General features: G+C 52.5%; 22 protein-coding genes and 2 pseudogenes. 1 reads left to right on the forward strand and 23 read right to left on the reverse strand.

All coding sequences use genetic code 11. The annotated features are described in order from the left end of the window. Positions 1–118: 118 nt before the first annotated feature. Both ACM5QY_RS17705 and ACM5QY_RS17710 read right to left on the reverse strand, forming a co-directional pair. Positions 119–1,546, reverse strand: a complete 1,428-nt coding sequence (locus ACM5QY_RS17705) for a DUF1983 domain-containing protein (RefSeq protein WP_463366399.1) — start codon at positions 1,544–1,546, stop codon at positions 119–121. Beyond that, positions 1,528–4,061, reverse strand: a pseudogene (locus ACM5QY_RS17710) (TipJ family phage tail tip protein); the annotation flags it as partial. The gene ACM5QY_RS17705 and the pseudogene ACM5QY_RS17710, both read right to left, overlap by 19 nt. A gap of 161 nt (positions 4,062–4,222) precedes the next feature. On the opposite strand from ACM5QY_RS17710, the gene ACM5QY_RS17715 reads away from it, so the two are divergent. Beyond that, positions 4,223–4,429: a hypothetical protein gene (locus ACM5QY_RS17715; protein ID WP_416122012.1), complete on the forward strand. Its 207-nt coding sequence runs from the start codon at positions 4,223–4,225 to the stop codon at positions 4,427–4,429. Between the two features lie 15 nt (positions 4,430–4,444). Here the strand turns inward: ACM5QY_RS17715 and ACM5QY_RS17720 are convergent, their stop codons facing one another. From ACM5QY_RS17720 to ACM5QY_RS17820, 21 genes and pseudogenes are all read right to left on the reverse strand, one after another. After that, positions 4,445–5,065 carry a tail assembly protein gene (locus tag ACM5QY_RS17720; RefSeq protein ID WP_416122013.1) on the reverse strand — a complete coding sequence of 207 codons (621 nt, stop codon included), beginning with the start codon at positions 5,063–5,065 and terminating at the stop codon, positions 4,445–4,447. Between the two features lie 42 nt (positions 5,066–5,107). After that, entirely contained in the window at positions 5,108–5,590 is a 483-nt protein-coding gene (locus tag ACM5QY_RS17725) for a hypothetical protein (RefSeq protein ID WP_416122014.1), read from the reverse strand. Further along, complete coding sequence (locus ACM5QY_RS17730; protein WP_416122015.1) at positions 5,587–6,411, reverse strand: hypothetical protein; 825 nt, start codon at positions 6,409–6,411, stop codon at positions 5,587–5,589. The genes ACM5QY_RS17725 and ACM5QY_RS17730 overlap by 4 nt, the downstream gene beginning before the upstream one ends. A 146-nt stretch (positions 6,412–6,557) precedes the next feature. Next, positions 6,558–6,896 (reverse strand): hypothetical protein, encoded by a 339-nt coding sequence (locus tag ACM5QY_RS17735; protein ID WP_416122016.1) that lies wholly within the window; start codon positions 6,894–6,896, stop codon positions 6,558–6,560. A gap of 55 nt (positions 6,897–6,951) precedes the next feature. Further along, entirely contained in the window at positions 6,952–7,665 is a 714-nt protein-coding gene (locus ACM5QY_RS17740) for a C40 family peptidase (RefSeq protein ID WP_416122017.1), read from the reverse strand. Positions 7,666–7,667: 2 nt separating this feature from the next. Next, the gene (locus ACM5QY_RS17745; RefSeq protein ID WP_416122018.1) at positions 7,668–8,426 is read right to left on the reverse strand and encodes a phage minor tail protein L; all 759 of its coding nucleotides are present in this window, start codon (positions 8,424–8,426) and stop codon (positions 7,668–7,670) included. Continuing rightward, on the reverse strand, positions 8,423–8,770 hold the full coding sequence (locus ACM5QY_RS17750) for a phage tail protein (protein ID WP_416122019.1): 348 nt from the start codon (positions 8,768–8,770) through the stop codon (positions 8,423–8,425). Before ACM5QY_RS17750 ends, ACM5QY_RS17745 begins: the two co-directional genes overlap by 4 nt. A gap of 36 nt (positions 8,771–8,806) precedes the next feature. Continuing rightward, complete coding sequence (locus ACM5QY_RS17755; RefSeq protein ID WP_416122920.1) at positions 8,807–9,499, reverse strand: phage tail tape measure protein; 693 nt, start codon at positions 9,497–9,499, stop codon at positions 8,807–8,809. A 356-nt stretch (positions 9,500–9,855) separates the two neighbouring features. Continuing rightward, positions 9,856–11,928: pseudogene (locus tag ACM5QY_RS17760) on the reverse strand (phage tail length tape measure family protein); the annotation flags it as partial. After that, positions 11,928–12,176, reverse strand: a complete 249-nt coding sequence (locus ACM5QY_RS17765) for a DUF1799 domain-containing protein (RefSeq protein ID WP_416122021.1) — start codon at positions 12,174–12,176, stop codon at positions 11,928–11,930. The gene ACM5QY_RS17765 and the pseudogene ACM5QY_RS17760, both read right to left, overlap by 1 nt. A 56-nt stretch (positions 12,177–12,232) precedes the next feature. After that, a complete protein-coding gene (locus ACM5QY_RS17770; RefSeq protein ID WP_416122022.1) occupies positions 12,233–12,544 on the reverse strand; it encodes a phage tail assembly chaperone in 312 nt (103 codons plus the stop codon). Positions 12,545–12,604: 60 nt separating this feature from the next. Next, positions 12,605–13,282, reverse strand: coding sequence for a phage tail protein (locus ACM5QY_RS17775; RefSeq protein ID WP_416122023.1), 678 nt, complete (start codon positions 13,280–13,282; stop codon positions 12,605–12,607). 46 nt (positions 13,283–13,328) lie between these two features. After that, entirely contained in the window at positions 13,329–13,736 is a 408-nt protein-coding gene (locus ACM5QY_RS17780) for a DUF4128 domain-containing protein (RefSeq protein WP_416122024.1), read from the reverse strand. Next, a complete protein-coding gene (locus tag ACM5QY_RS17785; protein ID WP_416122025.1) occupies positions 13,733–14,317 on the reverse strand; it encodes a hypothetical protein in 585 nt (194 codons plus the stop codon). Before ACM5QY_RS17785 ends, ACM5QY_RS17780 begins: the two co-directional genes overlap by 4 nt. Before the next feature lie 2 nt (positions 14,318–14,319). Further along, positions 14,320–14,670: a hypothetical protein gene (locus tag ACM5QY_RS17790; protein ID WP_416122026.1), complete on the reverse strand. Its 351-nt coding sequence runs from the start codon at positions 14,668–14,670 to the stop codon at positions 14,320–14,322. A gap of 1 nt (position 14,671) precedes the next feature. Then, positions 14,672–15,154, reverse strand: a complete 483-nt coding sequence (locus ACM5QY_RS17795) for a DnaT-like ssDNA-binding protein (protein WP_416122027.1) — start codon at positions 15,152–15,154, stop codon at positions 14,672–14,674. A gap of 11 nt (positions 15,155–15,165) precedes the next feature. After that, a complete protein-coding gene (locus ACM5QY_RS17800; protein ID WP_416122028.1) occupies positions 15,166–15,345 on the reverse strand; it encodes a hypothetical protein in 180 nt (59 codons plus the stop codon). Between the two features lie 45 nt (positions 15,346–15,390). After that, positions 15,391–16,527, reverse strand: coding sequence for a P22 phage major capsid protein family protein (locus ACM5QY_RS17805; protein WP_416122029.1), 1,137 nt, complete (start codon positions 16,525–16,527; stop codon positions 15,391–15,393). Between the two features lie 14 nt (positions 16,528–16,541). Further along, positions 16,542–17,294, reverse strand: a complete 753-nt coding sequence (locus tag ACM5QY_RS17810; RefSeq protein WP_122095927.1) for a DUF6651 domain-containing protein — start codon at positions 17,292–17,294, stop codon at positions 16,542–16,544. A gap of 125 nt (positions 17,295–17,419) precedes the next feature. Beyond that, positions 17,420–18,532 (reverse strand): hypothetical protein, encoded by a 1,113-nt coding sequence (locus ACM5QY_RS17815; RefSeq protein ID WP_416122030.1) that lies wholly within the window; start codon positions 18,530–18,532, stop codon positions 17,420–17,422. Next, positions 18,516–19,922 (reverse strand): DUF4055 domain-containing protein, encoded by a 1,407-nt coding sequence (locus tag ACM5QY_RS17820; protein WP_416122031.1) that lies wholly within the window; start codon positions 19,920–19,922, stop codon positions 18,516–18,518. Before ACM5QY_RS17820 ends, ACM5QY_RS17815 begins: the two co-directional genes overlap by 17 nt.

The following is a 19,922-nucleotide window of genomic DNA, read 5'->3' on the forward strand; positions in this document are numbered from 1 at the left end:
TAAGTGCCGGAAACTTGTCCCGCACTTAAATAGACGGTTGCCACAACAAGCACCGGTACAATACCGGTGTTGTTCAGGTTCCCGCTTGCATCCCACGTCTGAATCCCCTAGTTAGCCATCAGAATACCCCTGTGATTAAACCGAACTGAGCACGAAGCACCCCATTTTCATCTCTAACACTGTCAGTTACGTTTGTTGACTTTTTAGCCCCATTTCCTGATGTTCCATAGTTTTCAATCTGCCCTGTCTTGAAGTTGATAAGCAGACCTGACTGACCTTGCACGTAGTTATCTGATTGAAGGGTGTCTGTTATCTTTCCTCTACCAATCGAGGCGGCAGCGATAAAACCTTCATCCATAAACGTCTGACCATTTCGAATGGCGAAGAACGCCTTCGGCGTGCCGTTCACGTCCGACATCACCACGAAGTTATTCGCGAGGAAGGCGACCGTCGACTGCATGCCAGCCGGTGTGTTCTCCAGACCGATCCCCATACCGGCGGCGTAATACTGGCCGTTGCTGTTTATCCCTAACTTAATGCCCCACTGAGCCGAGGCTTTGCCGTTGAGATCGACCACTGCTGAAGCCGTGGTCTGCACCGTGGCGGATAGCTCAGAATTGGATTTATTTAGATCCTGAATCGAGGCAGACACGGTTTGCTGGTACTGGGCAAACGCCTCCTGGTCATTAGCCCGCGTCACCTCAGTAGCCGTAATTCTCGCGTTGGCCACGATGACCGACAGCCTGATGTCACCGGAGGTTTTTCTTTGAGCCTGCGCATCCGCGTCGTTCGAAATACTGTTTTCAATCGAGGCTAAAGCACTGTTATCAAAGTTGGCCTCCGTCACGTTAGTGAGGCTGGCGATGGCCTCTTCCGTGGTCGTCTGCGCCGTTTGCAATGACCCAATCGACGCCGTGTTCCCGTCGGTTGTTGCTTTAACGCTGTCTATCCTTGTCCCCAGTGCTGTATCCGCTGTCGCGCGCGCTGTTGCTTCAGACGTGATGGCCGTCGTGTTATTGCCGACCGTTGTCGTCAGGTTATCGATACGGGAGCCCAGTGCCGTATCTGCTGTTGTGCGCGCTGTCGTTTCACGGGTTATGGCGGTCGTATTGTTCCCGACGGTCGTAGTCAGATTATCAATGCGCGTACCCAGCGCGGTATCCGCCGTTGCACGGGCTGTAGTTTCCGTCGTGATGGCGGTTTTATTTTCCCCAACCTGTGCATTCGTCAGATCGATACGCGTGCCCAGAGCCGTATCCGCCGTTGTGCGGGCAGTGGTTTCTGTGGCTATAGCCGTTTTGTTACCGTTTGTCGTGGCGGTTACCGCGGTGATCTGCTGGGCCTGGTTAACATCGTTCTGCTGAAGGATGGTGACCTGTGATACAACCTGAGCGATTGAAGAAGTACTGCCGCCGGTTATGGCATCGACCTTTCCTTGCAGGTCAGTATTTACCTGATTGATATGATCGTTGGTGTCCGCAATAGACTGCTCAGCAGCAGCCACTGAGTCATTCAGCTCACCAACGGTTTCTTCTACTGAGTCCACCCGCGATGTGAGCTGCTGGCCAGCCTCAGTCGACAGAAACTGATCGCCGATGTAGTCAAGAATATCGCTGGCATCAGAACTGGATACCCCGCGGATAACGTCAGTCCATCCCCCTGTTGGCCGATTTTGTCTATAAGCCTCGCCCGGAACCAAAACTCGCGACCTGCCGCAAGGCCGGGCATGGTGTAAGTTCTCAGCGGATACGGCGCATCGGTGAGTAATTGCGGATCTGCAAAGTCTGCGGTGAGGCTGTACTGGATTTCGGTCTGCTGAGTATCCCCAGCCCCTCTGGGAATCCCCAGTTTAGGGTGATGCCAAAGACAATCGACGTGGCCGCAAACCCGACAGGAACCGGCGGCACTCCGACTTTACCGGTTACGGGCGTTAAAACCGAATACCCCCATCCTGAAGAGATTTCAGCGGCGTTTATGGCACGGACCCGAACCAGATAGTTACCGGCATAAATTCCGGCTATATCGAAAGAGTTTGTTGATGAGCGTCCTACAGAAATCCAGTTGCCATCGTCTTTACGCCACTGAGCATCATATGCAATCGCGCCGGTTGTTTGGTCCCATGCGGCATGCATTGTTGCAACTGACAGCCCCTGAATGATGCTTGAGGTGTTGCTGATCATGATGTTCGCAGGTGCAGCCTGGCTGCCCGGCGGGATAACACTGATCGGACGTTCGTCGATAATCGCGCCGGTATCAATGCGCGCATATTTATCCGGGTCGTGATAGGCCGCGGAAATGGTGAACGTGTTGTCATTGTTGTCAGCGACGCTGAGCACGCGGTATTGCTGCGCATACAGCTCGTCAGACTCAACAACCCATACGCTTTCAGATTCCGGTGTTTCACTGTAGGCGGTGGTCACAGTGACGACCTTCCCGGAGACTGACTGGATCGTGCGTGTCTGTGCCGCGCCAGAAGGAAGGTTTAAAATCAGCCGGCCACCGGCGACAGCATCCGGCACGCGGTCCAGCGTAATGGCCCTGCCGTTAACTGAGCTTATGCGGCCACCCATTACTTTTCCTGACAGCATTTCGTCAGCAACAGCAATGATGTAACCCGGCTGCGGGATCATGCCATCCAGACCGACCGAGAAGGTAATCACGCGGTCTTTGTTATTGGTCAGGATGCCCCAGCGCCCTTTCCTGTTCGCCTCTGACTGACGGGTGCAGCCGATTGCCGTCAGCTCTAACTGGTTGAAGCCGTAGCGCGTGACCAGGTCCTGTTCAAAGACGGGTTCCATCGCGTCAGCGTAGGCATTGTCCGGATCTGACCATGACACCAGAGCCGTCGTGTATCGGGTTTTGGTGGTGCTGCTCGAGTAACTGAACTGACCATCGATGACGTTCGCACGGGTGTAGCTGTAATCGATATCGCGCGGCATGTCCGCCAGGGCAACAATCTGATTGCCGCCCCAGTATGTCATGCCACGAAAGATGGCCGCGAAATCCCGCAGAACCGTATAGGCATCATTCCGGCTTTGCACGTATACATTGCAAACATAACGTGGTTCTGTGCCGCTGCCGCCCTTGCCGTCAGGAACCATCTGATCGCAATATTGCGCGACCTGATACAGCTCCCATTTATCGATGTTAGCCGCGGTAAGTCGGTTACCCAGACCAAAGCGTTCCGTCACCACAACATCATAGAAAATCCATGCGGGGTTATCTGACCATGCCCATTTAAAAGCGCCGGTCCATGTTCCGCTGTACGTGCGCGTTATCGGGTCGTAGTTATCAGGCACACGAATGACGCGTCCCTGCGGTTCGCATGAGATCTGCGGGATAGAACCGTTGAACTGGCTGGAATCAAATTCGATGTACAGCAGCGCGGTGTTCGGATACCGCAATTTTGCGTCAATGACTTCCGTGTAACTCTGGATTGTCATTGCGTCGCCAATTTTGGCGCTGTTGGCATCAGTGGTAATTTTGCGCAGGCGGATCGTCCACGTTGACACAGCCTGCGGCAAATCAATACGATGGCTGCGCTCATATCCCGATGTGGTTTTACCGGTAACCGCCGTATTTACGACAGTCTGAAACGCGCCGCCGTCTGTTTGCATTTCAATGGTGTAATTGATCGAGTACCCAACCAGATCCCCGTCGTCCTCTTGTTTGAAGAGTGACGGCCATTTCAGGCGTAGGCGAATGGCTGAAAGTTGGGTATTGGTGAAAGTATGCGTCCAGGCGACGGCACTTTTGACCTCAGTGCCGACGCTTATTTCGTTTTCAGTGCCGGGCAATCCCTGAATGTAGGATTGTGCCTGCGTTCCAGCGCGAAACTCCCACGCCACCCCGCTGAAATTGCTCGACCCGTCACTATTCAGAAGCGGCGTTCCGTCCAGAAAAATGGATTGGCCTGTCAGGCCACCGCCGAATTCCCCCTCCCCCAGAGCAATAAGAAGTTTCGCTTTTGCGATAGACTGAAGGTCATCTGGTTGTTCTACAGGCGTGCGGGATGAAGAACTGCCGCCTTTGCTGCCTTTTATTTTGGTAGCTGTTGCCATATTGCGCCCATAAAAAAAGCCGCACTGAGGCGGCTGGAGTTGAAGGACTGATCGAATATCAGGATGTTGCGAATTTGCTGATGAGGCTATGTTATGTTTGAGAAATCACATGCTCAGCGCGTGCCCAACGTACTGACCAGAAAATACTTAGTGAGGATAAAATGCCGCTTGTTAATAGAAACATTCATCTCAACTGTAAATTCGAAGATCTAAAAGATGTAGAAAAAGAAGTGGTGCAGTTAAAGATGGTTATTGGCCTGCTTATTGCCAAAATGCCATTAGACCAACGAGAAAATATTATTCTGGAGTTAAATGGCTTTGGCCTTGTAGATTTTGCTAAGCAATTCACTCAGTTCGTTCTTGAGTAAATAATGAAAAAATAGCTATTGTTGGTCTTCGACATAAATCCCGGCGGAAATAATCGCGCCACCGATCCGGCGCTTGCCGTATAGAATGGGTACTGGATACCCCTGTGCGGCCGTATTCGTAACGCCGCCGAAGGCATAGGATGCCTGGTTATCGGCATCCTGTTTGCTGGCTAGCCCGGCGGTTTGTGGGGAGATCATCTGAATGACACCTCCAAGGGCCATTGCAGCACCGATTTTCATCATCGCGGGGCCCCACGCCGCACCACCGAATGCCTGTCCAAACGGAGTAAACGTGCCTATTGCACCGACAACAACCAGTACGGCACCAACGATAGTTTGAAGCATACCCGCGCGCTTACTACCGATAACCACAGGGACTATTTTGATAACCTCCTGATTCACCGGATAACCTAAATCGTCGACACCAATATTTTTTTTGCCAACAAATACTGCGTAAGTAAGGCCGCGCAACTTACTGGCATTTAGAAAACGTTCAAAATTGCTAATTGTCTTACAAAGAGCATGTATGGCTTCGGCTTTGGTTCTGACGAGTCGACAATGAGTTTTGCCGAATGTCTTGGCAAGAACACCATATAACTCAACTGTCGCCATCTTTTCTGAAGTCGTTTCTATCATTAATAAATCCCCATAAAAAAAGCCGCCTAAGCGACTTTTTAGTTATTTGGTTTGCCACATTCGATATTGCCCATCAGCGCCTATTTCGGTTTCAAACTCTTTGGGTTTGCCATCAGCTATTAACTGAGTCGATTTTCTCCATTCAGTGAGAGCACATTTAAATCTTACTGAAAGAGTGTGATCTCCATGAGGTAAGTAAATATCGACATATTGATTTTGTTGCAGTCCTGCAATTTCTTTTTCATCAACTTTTAGTACTAACGGACAGCTTTCTTCTAATGCAGAACCTGTCAGTTGTGACACTCTGTGGACGCGAACGTGTGTAAGATTCTCTTTAGCGGTCGTAATATCCCGATCATAAATAGTGCGGATTTCCTCGAATGGCTTTGTAGCACACCCCGCCAGCCCGAGCGCCAGCACTGCTATGAGTAGTTTTTTCATCATCATCCCTCTGAGGGATGAGCTGAGGATAGCAAAGCTCAGAAGCGAGGCAATAAAAAACCCGCCGGGGCGGGTCGGTTTCAAGAGCCGGCCATCGAGTCGGGGTGCGGGATCTCTTCCATCACTTCCACTGGATCGCAGTTATCTATGAAGAAATACAATGTCGAGTCTACAATTTTTAACCGTCTTGTACCCCGATCATAATCTAGCAGGGGGGGTACAATTTTCAGGTTTGTTTGAAGTATAGGAAGTCGGGTCAGGGTCCCTGTAACATCAGATGTTCTTACATTATCAGGATGGGTATGTATAGCCCGAATATATTCCTGCAAAGTCTTACGCTCTATTCCATCACGTAGTTCTTCATATGACCTATTAACAAGAACGTGAACGATGTAATACTGTAAATACAGTGCAACCGCGTCCTCACTTGGGCGACGACTGCGTGAACCAGCAGCAATTGATTCCAAGCTACGAATATGGCGTGAAGCATATTCAGCAACTTTATCTGTTATTGCCTTTGATAAAACTGCTTCATCGTTAATTTCGCCAAGTTCAGCACATACTTGTTTGAAACCTGCATTTTCGCATGATTTTTTTAATAACTCTTGAACCACCGCAACACTGCCGTGTGCTTCCGAAAAAATTTTATCTTTTATATTTTTCGAAATCAAAATGTTAAGTGCTGCTTCGCCAGTGCTAGCGATGCGTTCAAAATCAGCTATTTCCCAGGGTTCAACAGGTACCTCTGCCATTCTATCCTGTAAATCACCATTGAATTGAATGAGCCTATTTTTTTCTCTCCAAACTCCGAGAATGATGAATCTAATACCCATCTCCTCAAAAGTCCGTAAATCAAAGGCTAACTGGCCTTGAACTTCATCCGAAAGATAATGAAAATTCTCCAAAACATAAAATTTATCATCTCCAGAAACTCTGAGTAGCAGTTCACCAACATCTTGAGCTGCTGATAGGTTAAATTCAATTGGCCGGGTAGTTACCTCTTTTTCTCTTCCGCTTTTCCCTTCAGTACCGGCCTCTACCTCAGTTTTAGCTAAAAATGGGAGGATTGCACTAAAAGTACCCTTAATTGATGCAGAAACTTCTCTGGTCGAAGTTGTTGTTTCTCAGTTACTATTTCAATGCCATGACTTCTGAGGAAAGAACGATAAATATCCTCTGCTACGCTTGTCGGCCCACAATGATATGTTACACGTTCTTCTTCTTGTAAATGCCGTTGCAGCAATGCTGTTTTGCCTTGCTTTGATGAACCATAAACAACTATTTGCTTGGTAGTTTCAAGTGCATCAGACAGTGCATTATCAACGCTGCTTCTTTCTATATAGCTGGCCACGGGGTCTCTTGAAACACCAAAAACATTATTTAGTTGCATAATTTACCATTCCCGATAATTAATTCTCAAAATCATATCATGTGTTTCTATAAATTTAATTCTCCTGAATCAAAAACCTCAGAGTTTTTACCGTCCTTTCCCGCCAGTACCCGCCGTAGGGCACTCGGTTACTGAGCATGCCGTACATATGGTGCAGAAGCATGTTTCCTTCGAGCAGAATCCCCGCGTGATTCCACTTTTTGGACTGAACCTGCATGATCACCATATCGCCGGGCATTGCAGGACCGCTGAATTCGCGGAACCCGCATTCATACCAGCAGTCCTGGTAAAAATTATCCGGGTGCTCGTCTTCCCACCACGGATAATCGACGCGGTAATCAACCAATTCAATGTCGTGCGTCTGCCGGTAATAGCTCATCACAAGCCCCCAGCAATCGGTGTGCCCGAGTACAAACGGTCGCTCGAGTAATGGCAATTCGCCCCGTGGCCGGATAGTTCGAAAATCCCCCTCCGGCCAACTCACGATATGCCAGGGTAATTCTGTTGCGTCACACTGTGCTTTATCCAGTTCGCTCGGCTGTGTCGTCGCATCCGGATGACTGTGAACGATGGAAATCACCGTCCCCCAATCCTCAGCGTCAGCATAACCAGCGGGGTCAAGGTGAAAGTCTTCCGTTGGATTGACGGCCAGATTGGTACAGGGGAAATAACGTTCAACCCGGCTTTTCTGCGCCACCACGCCACAGCATTCGTGCGGATAACACCGCCGGGCATGCTCGAAAATAGCCTGCTGGGTTTTATCACGCATAATCAGCTCTTAATCAGGGAAGTGCCCGGGAAGCCGCCGAACGGCAATTCGTTGTTTGCACCGAAGCGGAGTTTGCAGCCGGTGTTTAGCGTGCCGTTGCACACGTCGAGCGAGGGGTCATCGACCGGGTTGCCGTGCTTATCGAAATAGTTGGCACCGGCATAATCACAGCCATCACCTGACCGGTATTTTCCACGTATGCACCAGGTGCAAAGAGAATGGAGCTGGCGCGTCGGGATCATCAGCCCCTGCAAATCCATCGGGCTGCTCAGCGTGAATTCAACAGAGATGTTGGTTTCCAAGCTTTTGCTGTCGATGTAGAAAACCTGCAACTTTTCCTGCGTCGCGTCAGCGGTCATATTGCCACCCGCGAAGTTCCGGGCATCAAGGTACTGCGCCAGCGTATCGTGAATCGTCACCACAGCTTGCAGCATGTCGTCATACGCCAGGCACAACGCAGTGATCGAGCCGTCGAGGTTTGCCACTGTCAGTTTTGGTTGTGCACTGGTTCCGCTCGTTGACGCCTCGATCCCCTCAATCTGAACCGGCCATGCAGAATACTCGTTACCCTGCCACCAGATAGATTTCGCTGGCAGTTTCGATTCATCGCCACCGGCAGCCACGATTTCAGCTGCGGTATAAGCCAGGTTGTAATTGTGAAACCGGAGCACATCACCTGTGCCGAACGCAGTGCCATCCACTTCAAACAGCCGCACAGTGTCGCCCGGTTCTAATTTCTGATAATCACTGTTTATGCTCATGGTTTAAAAGCCTGCTCGAAAGTTGCCTGCACAGTCACAGAATTGCCGCTAACCGGCGTAGCTTTGATGGAATCTTTCACCACGCGATATAACCCCAACACCCCGAATGGCGGTGTCCATATGAAAGATTTGGTGGTGTGAGTGCGGATAAAAGCCAGTGCAGAAAGGATGTCTGAATTTCGCCCGGTAAGAACTATCGGCCAGCTTTGGGTCTCTGGATTGATACCATTCCCAGAAACCTGCTTATATCCATCCCCAAACTGTGCCTCTCTAACGTTATGTTCAAACGTGCCCTCCATGCCTGCCTGAATCTGCGTTTTCCAACTGAATGTTTCGATTGCCATATTGTCTCCAGCAATAAAAAAACCCTCGTCTGAGGGCTATCGGCGCTGCTGAGCATTCCAGATTATGCCGCCATTTCGCGACTCCCTCTGGATCCCTTCTGTAACGGCCTTATCGACCGTTTGCTTATACGCTTTGATCAACGCATCGTTATTTCCACCAGGTTGCTGCTGGTTGTCACTACCCTGAATGACAACAGAAGATTGCACCAGCACGCTTCCCGCTCCGGAATATTGCAGACCATACATAGGGGCATTTTCACCGACCAGACCGCCGTCGGCATAACCCCGCATCATCGAATACAGGTTATCGACGCCGATCCGGCTGGTTGCCTCTTTAGTCATGACAAACTCGCCCCGGTGGACGATACCAGCTGGCGCATGCTTATCGCCTTCTCCGGTATAGCCTCCTGAATCGTAGCCGCTGTAGCTGGTGGCTAATCCCATCGCACCAGTACCTGAAGCCGCTGACGTCGACGCGGAGCCTGCTGAGAAGGAATTGCTGATCCAGCCCATAGCAGCCTGAACCGCCTGCGCTATGAGCAATTTATTGATAATTTCAACAATGCTGGTCAGGAATGACTTCGCAAAATCCTTTACGTTGGCTTTGCCAGTCGTTGCCAGCGTGGTCATCATTGAGGACATATCACTGAGCGTTGTTTGCGCCAGCTGACCAGTTGCGGTAAACACGTCGCTGGCGTTCTCACCGAACTGCGTGATCCCCTGATTCATGCCCGTCAACCAGTCCCCTGATTGGCATCCTCCTGATCCCACCCTGCTCGTAACGCTTCTTTCGCCCGATTGTATTCAGCAGTAATTTTCGACAGAGCAGCCGGATCAGTGATGCCGTCTGTCTGTTTACGAAACGTGTTGTCGAGTTGCGTTTCCTGATCGACGCGACCAGCTTGTTTCGTCGTAAGACCAAACTTTTCCTGAGTCTGGGCGTTCTTGCTGACGATAGAAGTGGTGTAGTCCTGCATTTGCTTGAGCGCCTTTACAGCTTTCTCTCGCTGTACGTTCTCACGGGATAACTGTGCCTCGAGTTGCAAGCTGGCAGTAATCTCCCCGGAGCGCGCCAGCAGAGACTTCTGATCGGCGGTCAGGATGGTTTTACTTTTAAGGTCGGCAATCTGCTGCGTGAACTTCGAGAGTTGTTGTTCCTGACTGGTTAGTGTCGAGCTTGCTGTTACCTGATCCTTAAGTGCTGCGACACGCTGCTGACTTGCCAATAGCTCACGGGTGCCTGCATCATCCTGAAAAGCCTTTTCCTTTGGCGTTTTCGGGATCTGGCTCTTTTTGGCCTGTTCGACTTCCTTTTCTCTGGCAACAATCAGTTTACCCGCATTGGCTATAGCCTCTTTGTCACCAGAATCAGCAATGAGTTTTGCTTTCTGTCTGGCTTCGGCCAGGCGGGCTTCAGCACCTGCAACACGGTCAGTGGCTAAATACTCTTTATTTATCCAGTCGACTCGCTCTTTGGTTGCCAGATTCCCGGCAATGGTTGCAGCGGTGACATCTCCGAGTAAGGTCTTTTGCTTATCAATTAGCGCTGCCGCAGGATCATAAGCACCACCCAATGCAACATTTTGCTTCGATCCACCACTGCCAGCGTAATAGTTTCGCTGTTCTTCAATGGCTTCGCTCCAGGCACTTTTTATGCCAAGAACTTTCAGCTTATGATCTTCAATGATTGAATTCAGTCCGCTGAAATCCGCGCTGTTCTTATAGTCATCAGCGTATTTTTTGGCATCTGAATAACCAATACCGACCGAAAGCATTTTGTTAACTGCCTGGTCAGCGCCGTCACTGATGGTGATAAAAAGTTTGCTGGTGTCCTCGACAGACTGGTTTGAAGCATCCGCAATTCCGATAATGTTGAGCGCCAATTTAGTGGCTGCATCACCGGTCACACCGAGGGTTTTAGAGACACTAGCGGTTGTGTCGTCAATGACCTGCTTTGCCTTGTAGATAGCAAGATAGGCCCCGCCAAATACAGCAGCGGTACCCGCAATGAGCAAATTCATCGGGCTAATAAAGGTAGACAACGCCTTTGCCGCGGCTCCAATACCACCGAATGAATCTTTAATCTGGCCGCCCTGCTGAATGGCGACCATATAAACAGGCATGCCAGAAGCCAGAGATGTGACAACGTCCGTTAGTTGTGCAGGCAGCTGCCGCATTGCCTGACGGTACTGCCCCAGTGAAATCGCGCCATTCTTCCAGATTGTTTCCTGCTCTTTCAGCTTGGCAATAAAAGGCGCGGCCTGCGTAGTAACACCTAATTCAGCGGCTTTGAGCTCAAGAATTTCCGCTCTGGTTTTGCCCACGGCGTTCGCCTGGTCGTTCAGCGACTTGATGAAGCTTTGCCGGGTGTTTGCCGCGCGCTGCTCTTCCTGCGCCGCTGAGCGCTCGGCGGCTTCCAGCTCGGCAATCGCCTGCTTGAGGACGCGTGAGGATTGCGCAGATAACCGCTTCTGCTCGGCATCCCGCCGCGTGGCATCCTCCTGCAGACGCAGTGCGGCAATGAGCGGTGCGGCCTCCTGAGTGATACCCATCTGGGCCGCACGATACTCTGCAGCCTCTGATGCTGACGTTTTATAGAGCGCGTTCTGATCGCGCAGTTTGGCAAGAAATGACTCTTTAGCTGCGGCAGCAGCTTTATCCTGCTGTGCAGCCGCAGCAGCTGCCCGACCTTCCTCGGTGCGCGCATCAGCTGCGCGCCCGAGTTCTTCCCGCGTTTGCTGGATAGTGCGCGCCGCGTCGCGAAACGTATCACTATCAATCAGCCCTTTGGCATTGAAGCGCGACAGCTGCTGCTCCATGTTGTCGAGCTTTTCGAAAGCGCCCGTTACCGGATTGATCTGGGTAAGCAGCGTGCGCAGCTCCTGCTGCTGCTGGGCTGTCGCTTGCGCCGCGCCTTTCGTGCTGGCTTCGTTCTGCTTGAGACCCTCAGTGAATTCCCGCACGCGCCGGTGAGTATCTTCCACCTCGCGCGCGACCTCTGCCGACGCTTTGGCAGCACCTTTGCCGCTGGTGCCAAAATTGTCAGCACTCTTTGCCGCATCGGCGGCTGCGTCAGCAAATTTATCCAGTTCGTTACTGCCGCGCTCAACGTCGGACGTATTGACCCGGAGCGAAATTGTTGCAATGTCACCGGCCATTACGCCCCCTTATGCATGAGTTTCAGCGCCGTTCTTTCCATTGTTCGGATGTCGTGCAGCGCGGTTGCTTCGTCGTCTATACCGTAAGTACGCATCAGCCAGGGCAGGCAGTTGTAATCCAGACCGGTCGCCCCGCTCATTCCCACTCGCCACTGCGTGCTGGCCGCCTGAAAGACGTCGAAGGCAGGCCAAACATCGGGCCAGACATCGATAATGACCTGTTCGAAGTCATCCGCTGTCAGCCCCATACCGGCCAGCTCTTCAGCAGTGGGATCAGGCGTATAGAACGCCGAGGCAACCGCTATTAGTTTTTTTCGCGATTACCCAGCAGTTCGGCGTAATACGCTTTCATGATCGCCTCACCGGCGCGTGGATAGTTATCCAGCAGGATTTCAACGTTCGGCTGATTAAATTCGTCCGGCAACGCCCAGTCTTCTGTTATTTCGAGCAGGAACTGAGAGATGTGCTTACCCTCGACCTTCTCCAGATCCGCCAGCTCTTTGATCGGGCGATGCTTAAACGTGAAGGTCACAATCCCTGGCTCGTCGCCCGGCACGGGAATAGTCACATCGGCTTTAAACGTTGGGTTCGGTTTTAATTTGAATTTGGCTGCCATGGTGGCCTCGGTAAAAGAGTAAGGAAAAAGCCCGTTGCCGGGCTCAAATTAGAAAATCGATCAGCTGGAAGGCTCTGACACGGTGTCTTTGTAGAACGTCATGTCGCGGGACTGCACGGCAAAGGCTGCCTGTACGGTTTCGACGGCGTTCACCGCAGTAGTTGGCTGTGGGTCAAAGGATGGGATGCCTGACCAGTAGCGCATTTCTTTAGCCTTCGGTACGTACATGCGCAGCGGCAAAGTGTCACCGCTGCGGTCACCGGCCGTCAGCACGCCATAGATTGGCAGGGTTGAATCATGCGCCAGCGTGAAGGTCTGCGTTTTCGCCGCTTTGTAGGTTGCCAGGTTGCGCTGGCGGTCATCGGACAGGAACTGAATCTGCACGTACTGCTGATCGCCACCGCTGGAAGCGACCTCGGTGATTTGTGGTATCTCAGTCCACTCGGTAACTTTGCGTAAAGAGCCGCCACCGGCGCCTGCCGCAAAGAAATTGGTGTCTGAGGTGTTGAGCACATCGATGGTGACGGACGTCGCTGTCTGGCTTGAAACGCGGGCGACCAGATTATCGATAAGGCCCCAGCCTGAGGAGATAAGAACAGGATCGCCCACAGCCAGACCGTGACCTGTAGCGACGGTGAACACAGCGCCCTTTGCGTTTGATACTGCGGTAGCTGCCACAGTGGCAGCGAGTTTTGACCCGACGAATACAGTCGCGCCATTAGGCAATGCAAAGCCCATGGGGATTCTCCATTAAGAGGGATTTTAAACCGCCAGCAGGCGGCGCTTACGAGATGTCAGCGCGATAAGACATACTGACGGGGATGGTGTAAGAGGTTTCTGTAGATATGCCTGCGAAAGCGCTGGGCACACTATTGATATAACAAGTCAGGCCGACGTCGCTCATTTCCTGATTTTCAGGGAACAGTTGGATCAGTTGTTCAGCGATGAGACCACCTGCTGATTTTCCGGTACCGGCGGGGGCGATAATGTTTATCTGGTAGACCCCGCGAAACACCATGGCCTGTCGGCTGAGGTCGATAGCAGCCGTCGTCGCTGGCATAACGTGGGATTCAAGATAGATCCCATCGGGAGGACTGAACCCGATATTGTCGAAAGCTACCTGCAGACCCTGCGCTTCTGCCCACTCACCCAGTCGCGCCTCAAGCAGCTGAGTTATGACTTGTTGGCTCACGGTCTCACCTCCTGCACTGATTCAGTAAAGAAACGCTGAAACTCTTCAGCGGTGATGCGCACCATGCCACCGGGTGCCTGTTTGGAATGACCGAATTCCAGCAAATAGGCATAAGGCACGTTGTTGCAGAAGTAGATGGATTTAGTGCCGACCTTAAACGACGCCATGACTAAACCGCCGGCCGCTTTTGTCGCCCCACCACTTTTGTCGATAACGCCAGTTTCTCCGGTCGCTGGCGCGTCCAGCGACACCTGCCAGTTACCACGGAAACGGCCGCCGGTATAACCCGCTGGCGCTTTCACATCCATGCCGTCACTGACCCGCGCCTTACGCTTCAGACGACCGGTTTTGGTCAGGTTGGCGGCATCCGATTTCAGGGCTTCGTTATGGTCGAACACTTCTTTGTTGTAGGCCACTGCAGTCTGGTTAACCGCCCACACTTCGGGATTTCCGACAGGTGACATGTCGACGAGACGGGCGAGAATTTTGATGCCGGTAGCGCGGATCACTTCTTCCTGATTGGCTTTGGCCGTCGCCACGAAGGCATTAATCGATGTCATAAACGAATCGTTATCAGCCATCGTTACGCCCTCAGCTGAGCTTTATAACAAATCAGTGTTGCTGCCGGTTTTACTGGACCCGGCAGCACAACACGGTACTTTTTCCCGTCTACCTCGATCCGGTCATCAGTCCTGATTTCGACGTCATACGTCGCCGTCAGTTTGATGTCACCATTCTGGATCCGCGTCCCGTCGATTTCGCCCGGTGCATAAGCCGTGATGACCCCGACCGGCCTCGCCGTTTCAATTAGCGAGGTGACTTCTTTGCCTGCCACCATTTTCACGGTGCCGCCACGCGTAAGCAGGTATTGCCGGCCGTTCTCGGTCAGCAACCGCGTTGCGGTTGCGCGCATTCGCAGATAGTTGATTGCCATATCATCCTCGAACCACCTGAACCTGTGTGCTGCTCGTCACCATTCCACGCAGCAAGCCGTTCAGCCAGGCGAATGAAGGCGCATCGGTTGATGAACCCTCTGCATAAGAGACGCTGACCGCGCCGGTCACCGTTTCTTGTGTCACCTGTCCGCCTCCGGAAAATGAAGGTTGCAGATCAGTTTCCTGCGCTTCTACGGCTAACCGACATTGCGCCAGAATGAGTTGTTTCGGGATAGACTTTCTTGGCAATGCATAGCCGTCGACAACGACACCACTGCGCGGCCAGGCCAATGGCTGCGAAGGAACTGAGCGGGTCCCCTTCCACTTCAACGCTACGAGGTAATCCATAGCCTGAACCAGTAGCTGCTCACATTCGGCGACGTCATCCGGCACGGCGTAACCCCGTCGTAAGGCCAGTTCACGCATGTCAGCGGCGCTGGCGTAGCTTTCAAAGTCAGGCGAATCTGGATCTGTGATCAGCATCCCTCAGCTCCTTACTCTGATTCCGCAACGCGCCAGCCTTGATCCAGCCAACGGGTAACCTCATCGGCGTGAACATCTGCCAATACCGGACCGCCTGCATATTCTGGCTCATCGCGGAACATCGCAACGCTCATTACATCAGTTTCAGCCGCGTTTTTCGCATCACGCTGCTCTTTGGTTAATCCAGCCATAGTGGCCTCCAATAAATAAGGGGCCGAAGCCCCTTCAAATGACGGTTAACCCAGAACAATCACTGAGTGTGCAGGTTTGATTGACGCGATACCCCACGCCAAACCGACCTCGTAACGCACTTGGCGATACTGACGATAAAGGGCGATTTGGAAGGTGATCCCTGAAACAGCATCGGTCACATTCATAACGTCATCCGCTGTGTCGCCGCCGTCCGGCATAGCAGGTGTGCGCGACGCCAGCAGGAATGCGTTGCGGTCGAATGCCATGTTGGCGGTAAACGCGCCGCCGATGGTGATCGCCGCATTATCCGCAAGGTCCTGACGCAGTCCCGGAGCTGCCAGCGTGATGGTTGTCGCAGTCGCTGCCGCAATCACATATTGATGGTCATCGCCTTCAAAAGTGACAAGCTTACCCGCAGCAATAGCCCCGGTGCCGCTATCGACTGCAATAATGATGTCGCCTTCTGATTTAGCGCCGTTCACGAGATAACCACTGCCCGCGCCAGCTGAAACTCGTTTAACGCCTGCAGACTCGTGGATATTGAAGCCTTCAACACGCCCCAGAATACCCTCACGCAACAGCTGATCGGTTCCCGCCTCATTGGCTTTGAACAACACTGACTGTTTGCCGCGAAGATTCGAAATCGCAGAGGAACCCAGCACCATTTGCAGATCGGTCGTCGGTGAACCGTTGTCTGACAGAACCTGTCGTGCATTGGCGAAATCAGAGAAATCTTCTTTCACCCCAAACGGCGCGGTACCCGCAGTGCCGACAGCGCGGGAAGAACCGTAATATAGCGCGCCCAGATCGCCATCTACCTCATTCGCCAAAGCGCGGAATGCTTGCTTGAACTGGTCTGCCAGAATGGTGTTGTAGGTACCGGAAGGCCCAATCGCCAGCTGCTCTTCACCGTTCCATTTAACCGGTGCCATTTTGGATTTGGTGATCTTAACGTCGACAGAGCCAATATCTTGATCGCCGTCGTTTGGCGCTGTTGGGCCAGGAATAATGTCAGTGGTCGTAGCCACGGGCGCGACAGGTGCCAGCACTGACTGGCCTTTTGCAGCAGCATCGGCTTTGGTGTTTCGGGCAACGGCCGGAATAAAACCGACCTGTTCGCGGGATACCACGTCCAGCGCGGTGTAAATAGTAGGGATCAGGCCAGTTAAAGTATTAGACATGTGTTACTCCGAAATTAATCTACGATGCTCACGCCGTCTTTGAGCGCAGCTTGCTTGCCGGTATGGTCCAGCGAGTCAAACGCATCGCGTTTCATGGTTTTTTGACCAGCCTGGTGCTGTGACTGCTGAGAGCCACCGCCGCTGGCGCCGGATGATTTAAGGATGTGGTCTTTTTGCGGGTACTGCTCGACCAGGAACTCCAGCGCTTCGTCAAAGTCGGCCAGATCGCCGGGCTTGGTGCGTGAGTACACTTTGTTACCGGATGGGTCATAGGCAACCACCTTGCCGTCCTCGATTTTGAAAGCCTGACCAAAGCGGGCCTGAACAAAATCAGCGGGGATAGCGACTTTATCTTTGATGAAAGACGAACCGTTGAAACGGCCACCGATCATTTCCTGATAGAGCTGCTGCTCGAGCTTGCTGCTCTTGCCGTTTGCTTCATCGAGCTGCGTCTGAAATGACTTGGTGATCTCAGCCTTCACCTGATCCACTGCTCCCGCATCAATCAGCTTCTTCTGGTCGATTTTGGTCATCAGTTGAATGGCTTCGAGCGCCTTCGTCGGGTCTTCGATGCCTGAGAACTTCGCAAGCTGGGCTTCCGCCGCTTCTTTGCCTTCACGGTGCGATTTAGCCTCGCCGTTCAGGGCAGTGATCTTGCTCAGTGCGGCTGGCGCATCGAACGGGATTTCTTTGCCATCATCATGGATGAATACCGGCATTCCGTTTTCAACGACAACCTTTCCGTCAGCATCTAATTTCAATTTCATGGTTTTTCTCCAGGCCTTCCGGCCGTAATCAAAAGGTCATCCGACCCGGCGCCGTATCGCATCCGCTAAACGGCAGGCATAAAAAAGGCCGCCCTAAGGCAGCCTCATATAAATATTTCAAATGTCTAAAAACCGGCTTTTTCAAACGCAGCGGCATCGATTTCTTTCAGCTTATTTAGCGTGATCCACTCCCCCTTATCAGTGAAGAAATCCGGCACCTTCATACCACCTTTCCGCAGAAGTCTGGCGCGTGTATCACCCAGCACCTGAACCTGCCGGTATAGGGATTGCTGGCTGAGCCATTCGCTGTACGTTGTCTGCGCCGCAACCTGCCCGTCCATGCTGGCGCGCATTCCCGCATCCATTTCATCTACATCGATGCCGAGTTCACGCCATGATTTCGTTACCAGCGTTTCGGTCGAGCGACAGCAAAAGTGGATCCGACCGGGTCCCTGCAGGTAAGGGACTTCGTGATCGATGGGCTTATTCTCCAGCGAGTACTTCAACCGGTCCCGAATAATGCAGGTCGGCGTGGTTTTGTTATCCAGTGTCGAAAGCCACTGTTTACAATCCACAATATCGCTGTTGTGCTCCGCAAACTGGGTGCGCGCCGTTGCCGCAAGATGGTTGATGGCCGTCTTGGTGATGCTGGCGGCGTTAGCCCGGCTCACCTGGATAGCGCCATCCTGAAAGTTATTCGTCGCCGTGCCTCGAACATTTCGCGCTATCTGCTCGGTAGGCTTACCGGTGAGATATCCTACCCGGACAGCGTTGGTGATCCGCGCCAGCCGGTCGTTCTCCAGATTGGTCGCCCACTCGCTCAGTAAACGTCCCTGAAATGGCTGGGCCATCGTTGCGGCATACACCTGATCTGCAGTGATAGCCGCCAACGGGAAATGATGCTTAACAGGCGCGGGCATGATGGCATCAAACAAGCTGAGCTGATAACCAGCCTCATGATCTGCGAAGCTCTGCAGCTCATCCGCGAGAGTAGAGAAAGTTGCCTGAATGGCGGTCTGGTTTATCTGCCGGACGCTGCCCAGCAATCCCTCCAGCTGGCGCACGGTGAAACTATTCGGCGCCAGCCCGTCCATAGCAACCAACAACCGCGCGGTGAGCTCAGCATCGCTTTCGTTAAGGATTTTCACCATCCGCTTCGAGACGCCAGTGGAATAACGGCTTACAAACAGCGCATGGCTGATCGCCTCATCACGGAAATGCTCATTGACCGTTGCCATTCGGACCGCCTGCCATGTTCGGCGCCAGATTGTTCAGTTCGTCGATCACCAATTCAGGCTTGGCGTCCGGATCGATGATGCGCAGGCTCTGCAAAGCACGCACTGCGTCAATAGGCCGAATGTCTCCACCCTGACGCAATGACTGGATAGCCATCGCCGCCGGTGCGTTTATCGTCTGCTCCGCCGCTTCAAGCTCAGTCCGCACGTCGACGTTTCCGCCTTCCGGCAATCCAAGCCAGTCGGCCATGATTTGCAGCACATTATCCAGCGCATCCTCGAGCGAGTTCGCCATGGTATAAAGCGGCGAATGCTCCTGCATGCGTTCTTCGTTGGTCTGATCGACGGATTTAGTGGAGGTATTTTCAGCTCGCAGCAACTTCGCGCCAGCCTGCCGCATCTGCTGCTCTAAATCCTCGATTGAGGTTTTTCCGGCTCCAATCGCATTGCCGGTATGCTCGGTATATTCGATACCCTGACGAGAGCGGTCGTCGAATCGGGTCGCCGTTGATGCTCCGATCGTCAGCTCCTGTCCTTCGGCGAGACCGTAAACGCTCAGGATAGGCACCCGCGCGACATGCAGAATGTTGTCCTGCTCGCTCTGGCTCTGCCAATGCTTGATGTTTAACATGGCAAGGTTAAGCAACGGCGGGCTGCCGCACATGAAACCGGTGCGCTTGGTGTAGAGGGTAACGAGGGTGATATCGCTTCTTGAGGTGTTCCACTCCTCGTGTACAGACCAAACTGAAGCGCCATCGTTTCCCGTTGATTTGCGGTAGATTTGCACTTTTCCGGGCGTCATGTAGCGGATCTGCTCAACCTTCTTCTGACTAAAATCATCGCCTTTTTCGACTATGATTTCCTTTATCCGCAGCTCTGTTAAAACCACTGAGCCATTCTGAACTTTCGAGTCCCACCCGATCACCTGACGCGGATTAATCAGTGTCACATACGGCCGCGCGCCGGACTTCTTCTCCTGCGCTTTTGTCTTAACAGCTTCAGCATCAACTCGCGGGTAATCCACAAGCGCATGCGACAGACCATATTGGGAAGCCATCCGAAAGAATTCCTGCGCCCAAACCTCCAGCCGATTACCGGCCATATCGACGTTTTTGCAGATTTCAACGATTTGGTCCGGCGTTTCGTCGCTTAGCTTCACCGGTTCCGCAAAAACGCGACCGTTGTTCTGGCTTATTGTCTCCTCGTAGGCAGGCAGCAGAGTTGCCGCACCCAGCCGTTTTTTATAGGCGTCGATCTCTTCGTTCGGCCAGCGTGGCAAATAGCTTTCACCCAGCTGGCGCATGTACAGCGTTCCGCCCATAAGGGCATCATTGATGTCCCACGCTTCGACCATGTTCCCATAGTCAAGATTGGGTGTTGAGATATCTGGCAT

The sequence above is a fragment of the Rahnella sp. PCH160 genome (genome assembly GCF_047784855.1).
In the GTDB taxonomy this organism is placed as follows: domain Bacteria; phylum Pseudomonadota; class Gammaproteobacteria; order Enterobacterales; family Enterobacteriaceae; genus Rahnella.

Bases quoted from the DNA above. Each gene is read 5' to 3' on its own strand.
- ACM5QY_RS17715 (WP_416122012.1), top strand. From the start codon at position 4,223: ATGCCGCTTGTTAATAGAAACATTCATCTCAACTGTAAATTCGAAGAT.
- ACM5QY_RS17720 (WP_416122013.1), bottom strand. From the start codon at position 5,065: ATGATAGAAACGACTTCAGAAAAGATGGCGACAGTTGAGTTATATGGT.
- ACM5QY_RS17735 (WP_416122016.1), bottom strand. From the start codon at position 6,896: ATGCAACTAAATAATGTTTTTGGTGTTTCAAGAGACCCCGTGGCCAGC.
- ACM5QY_RS17740 (WP_416122017.1), bottom strand. From the start codon at position 7,665: ATGCGTGATAAAACCCAGCAGGCTATTTTCGAGCATGCCCGGCGGTGT.
- ACM5QY_RS17745 (WP_416122018.1), bottom strand. From the start codon at position 8,426: ATGAGCATAAACAGTGATTATCAGAAATTAGAACCGGGCGACACTGTG.
- ACM5QY_RS17750 (WP_416122019.1), bottom strand. From the start codon at position 8,770: ATGGCAATCGAAACATTCAGTTGGAAAACGCAGATTCAGGCAGGCATG.
- ACM5QY_RS17755 (WP_416122920.1), bottom strand. From the start codon at position 9,499: ATGAATCAGGGGATCACGCAGTTCGGTGAGAACGCCAGCGACGTGTTT.
- ACM5QY_RS17765 (WP_416122021.1), bottom strand. From the start codon at position 12,176: ATGGGGCTGACAGCGGATGACTTCGAACAGGTCATTATCGATGTCTGG.
- ACM5QY_RS17770 (WP_416122022.1), bottom strand. From the start codon at position 12,544: ATGGCAGCCAAATTCAAATTAAAACCGAACCCAACGTTTAAAGCCGAT.
- ACM5QY_RS17775 (WP_416122023.1), bottom strand. From the start codon at position 13,282: ATGGGCTTTGCATTGCCTAATGGCGCGACTGTATTCGTCGGGTCAAAA.
- ACM5QY_RS17785 (WP_416122025.1), bottom strand. From the start codon at position 14,317: ATGGCTGATAACGATTCGTTTATGACATCGATTAATGCCTTCGTGGCG.
- ACM5QY_RS17790 (WP_416122026.1), bottom strand. From the start codon at position 14,670: ATGGCAATCAACTATCTGCGAATGCGCGCAACCGCAACGCGGTTGCTG.
- ACM5QY_RS17795 (WP_416122027.1), bottom strand. From the start codon at position 15,154: ATGCTGATCACAGATCCAGATTCGCCTGACTTTGAAAGCTACGCCAGC.
- ACM5QY_RS17800 (WP_416122028.1), bottom strand. From the start codon at position 15,345: ATGGCTGGATTAACCAAAGAGCAGCGTGATGCGAAAAACGCGGCTGAA.
- ACM5QY_RS17805 (WP_416122029.1), bottom strand. From the start codon at position 16,527: ATGTCTAATACTTTAACTGGCCTGATCCCTACTATTTACACCGCGCTG.
- ACM5QY_RS17810 (WP_122095927.1), bottom strand. From the start codon at position 17,294: ATGAAATTGAAATTAGATGCTGACGGAAAGGTTGTCGTTGAAAACGGA.
- ACM5QY_RS17815 (WP_416122030.1), bottom strand. From the start codon at position 18,532: ATGGCAACGGTCAATGAGCATTTCCGTGATGAGGCGATCAGCCATGCG.
- ACM5QY_RS17820 (WP_416122031.1), bottom strand. From the start codon at position 19,922: ATGCCAGATATCTCAACACCCAATCTTGACTATGGGAACATGGTCGAA.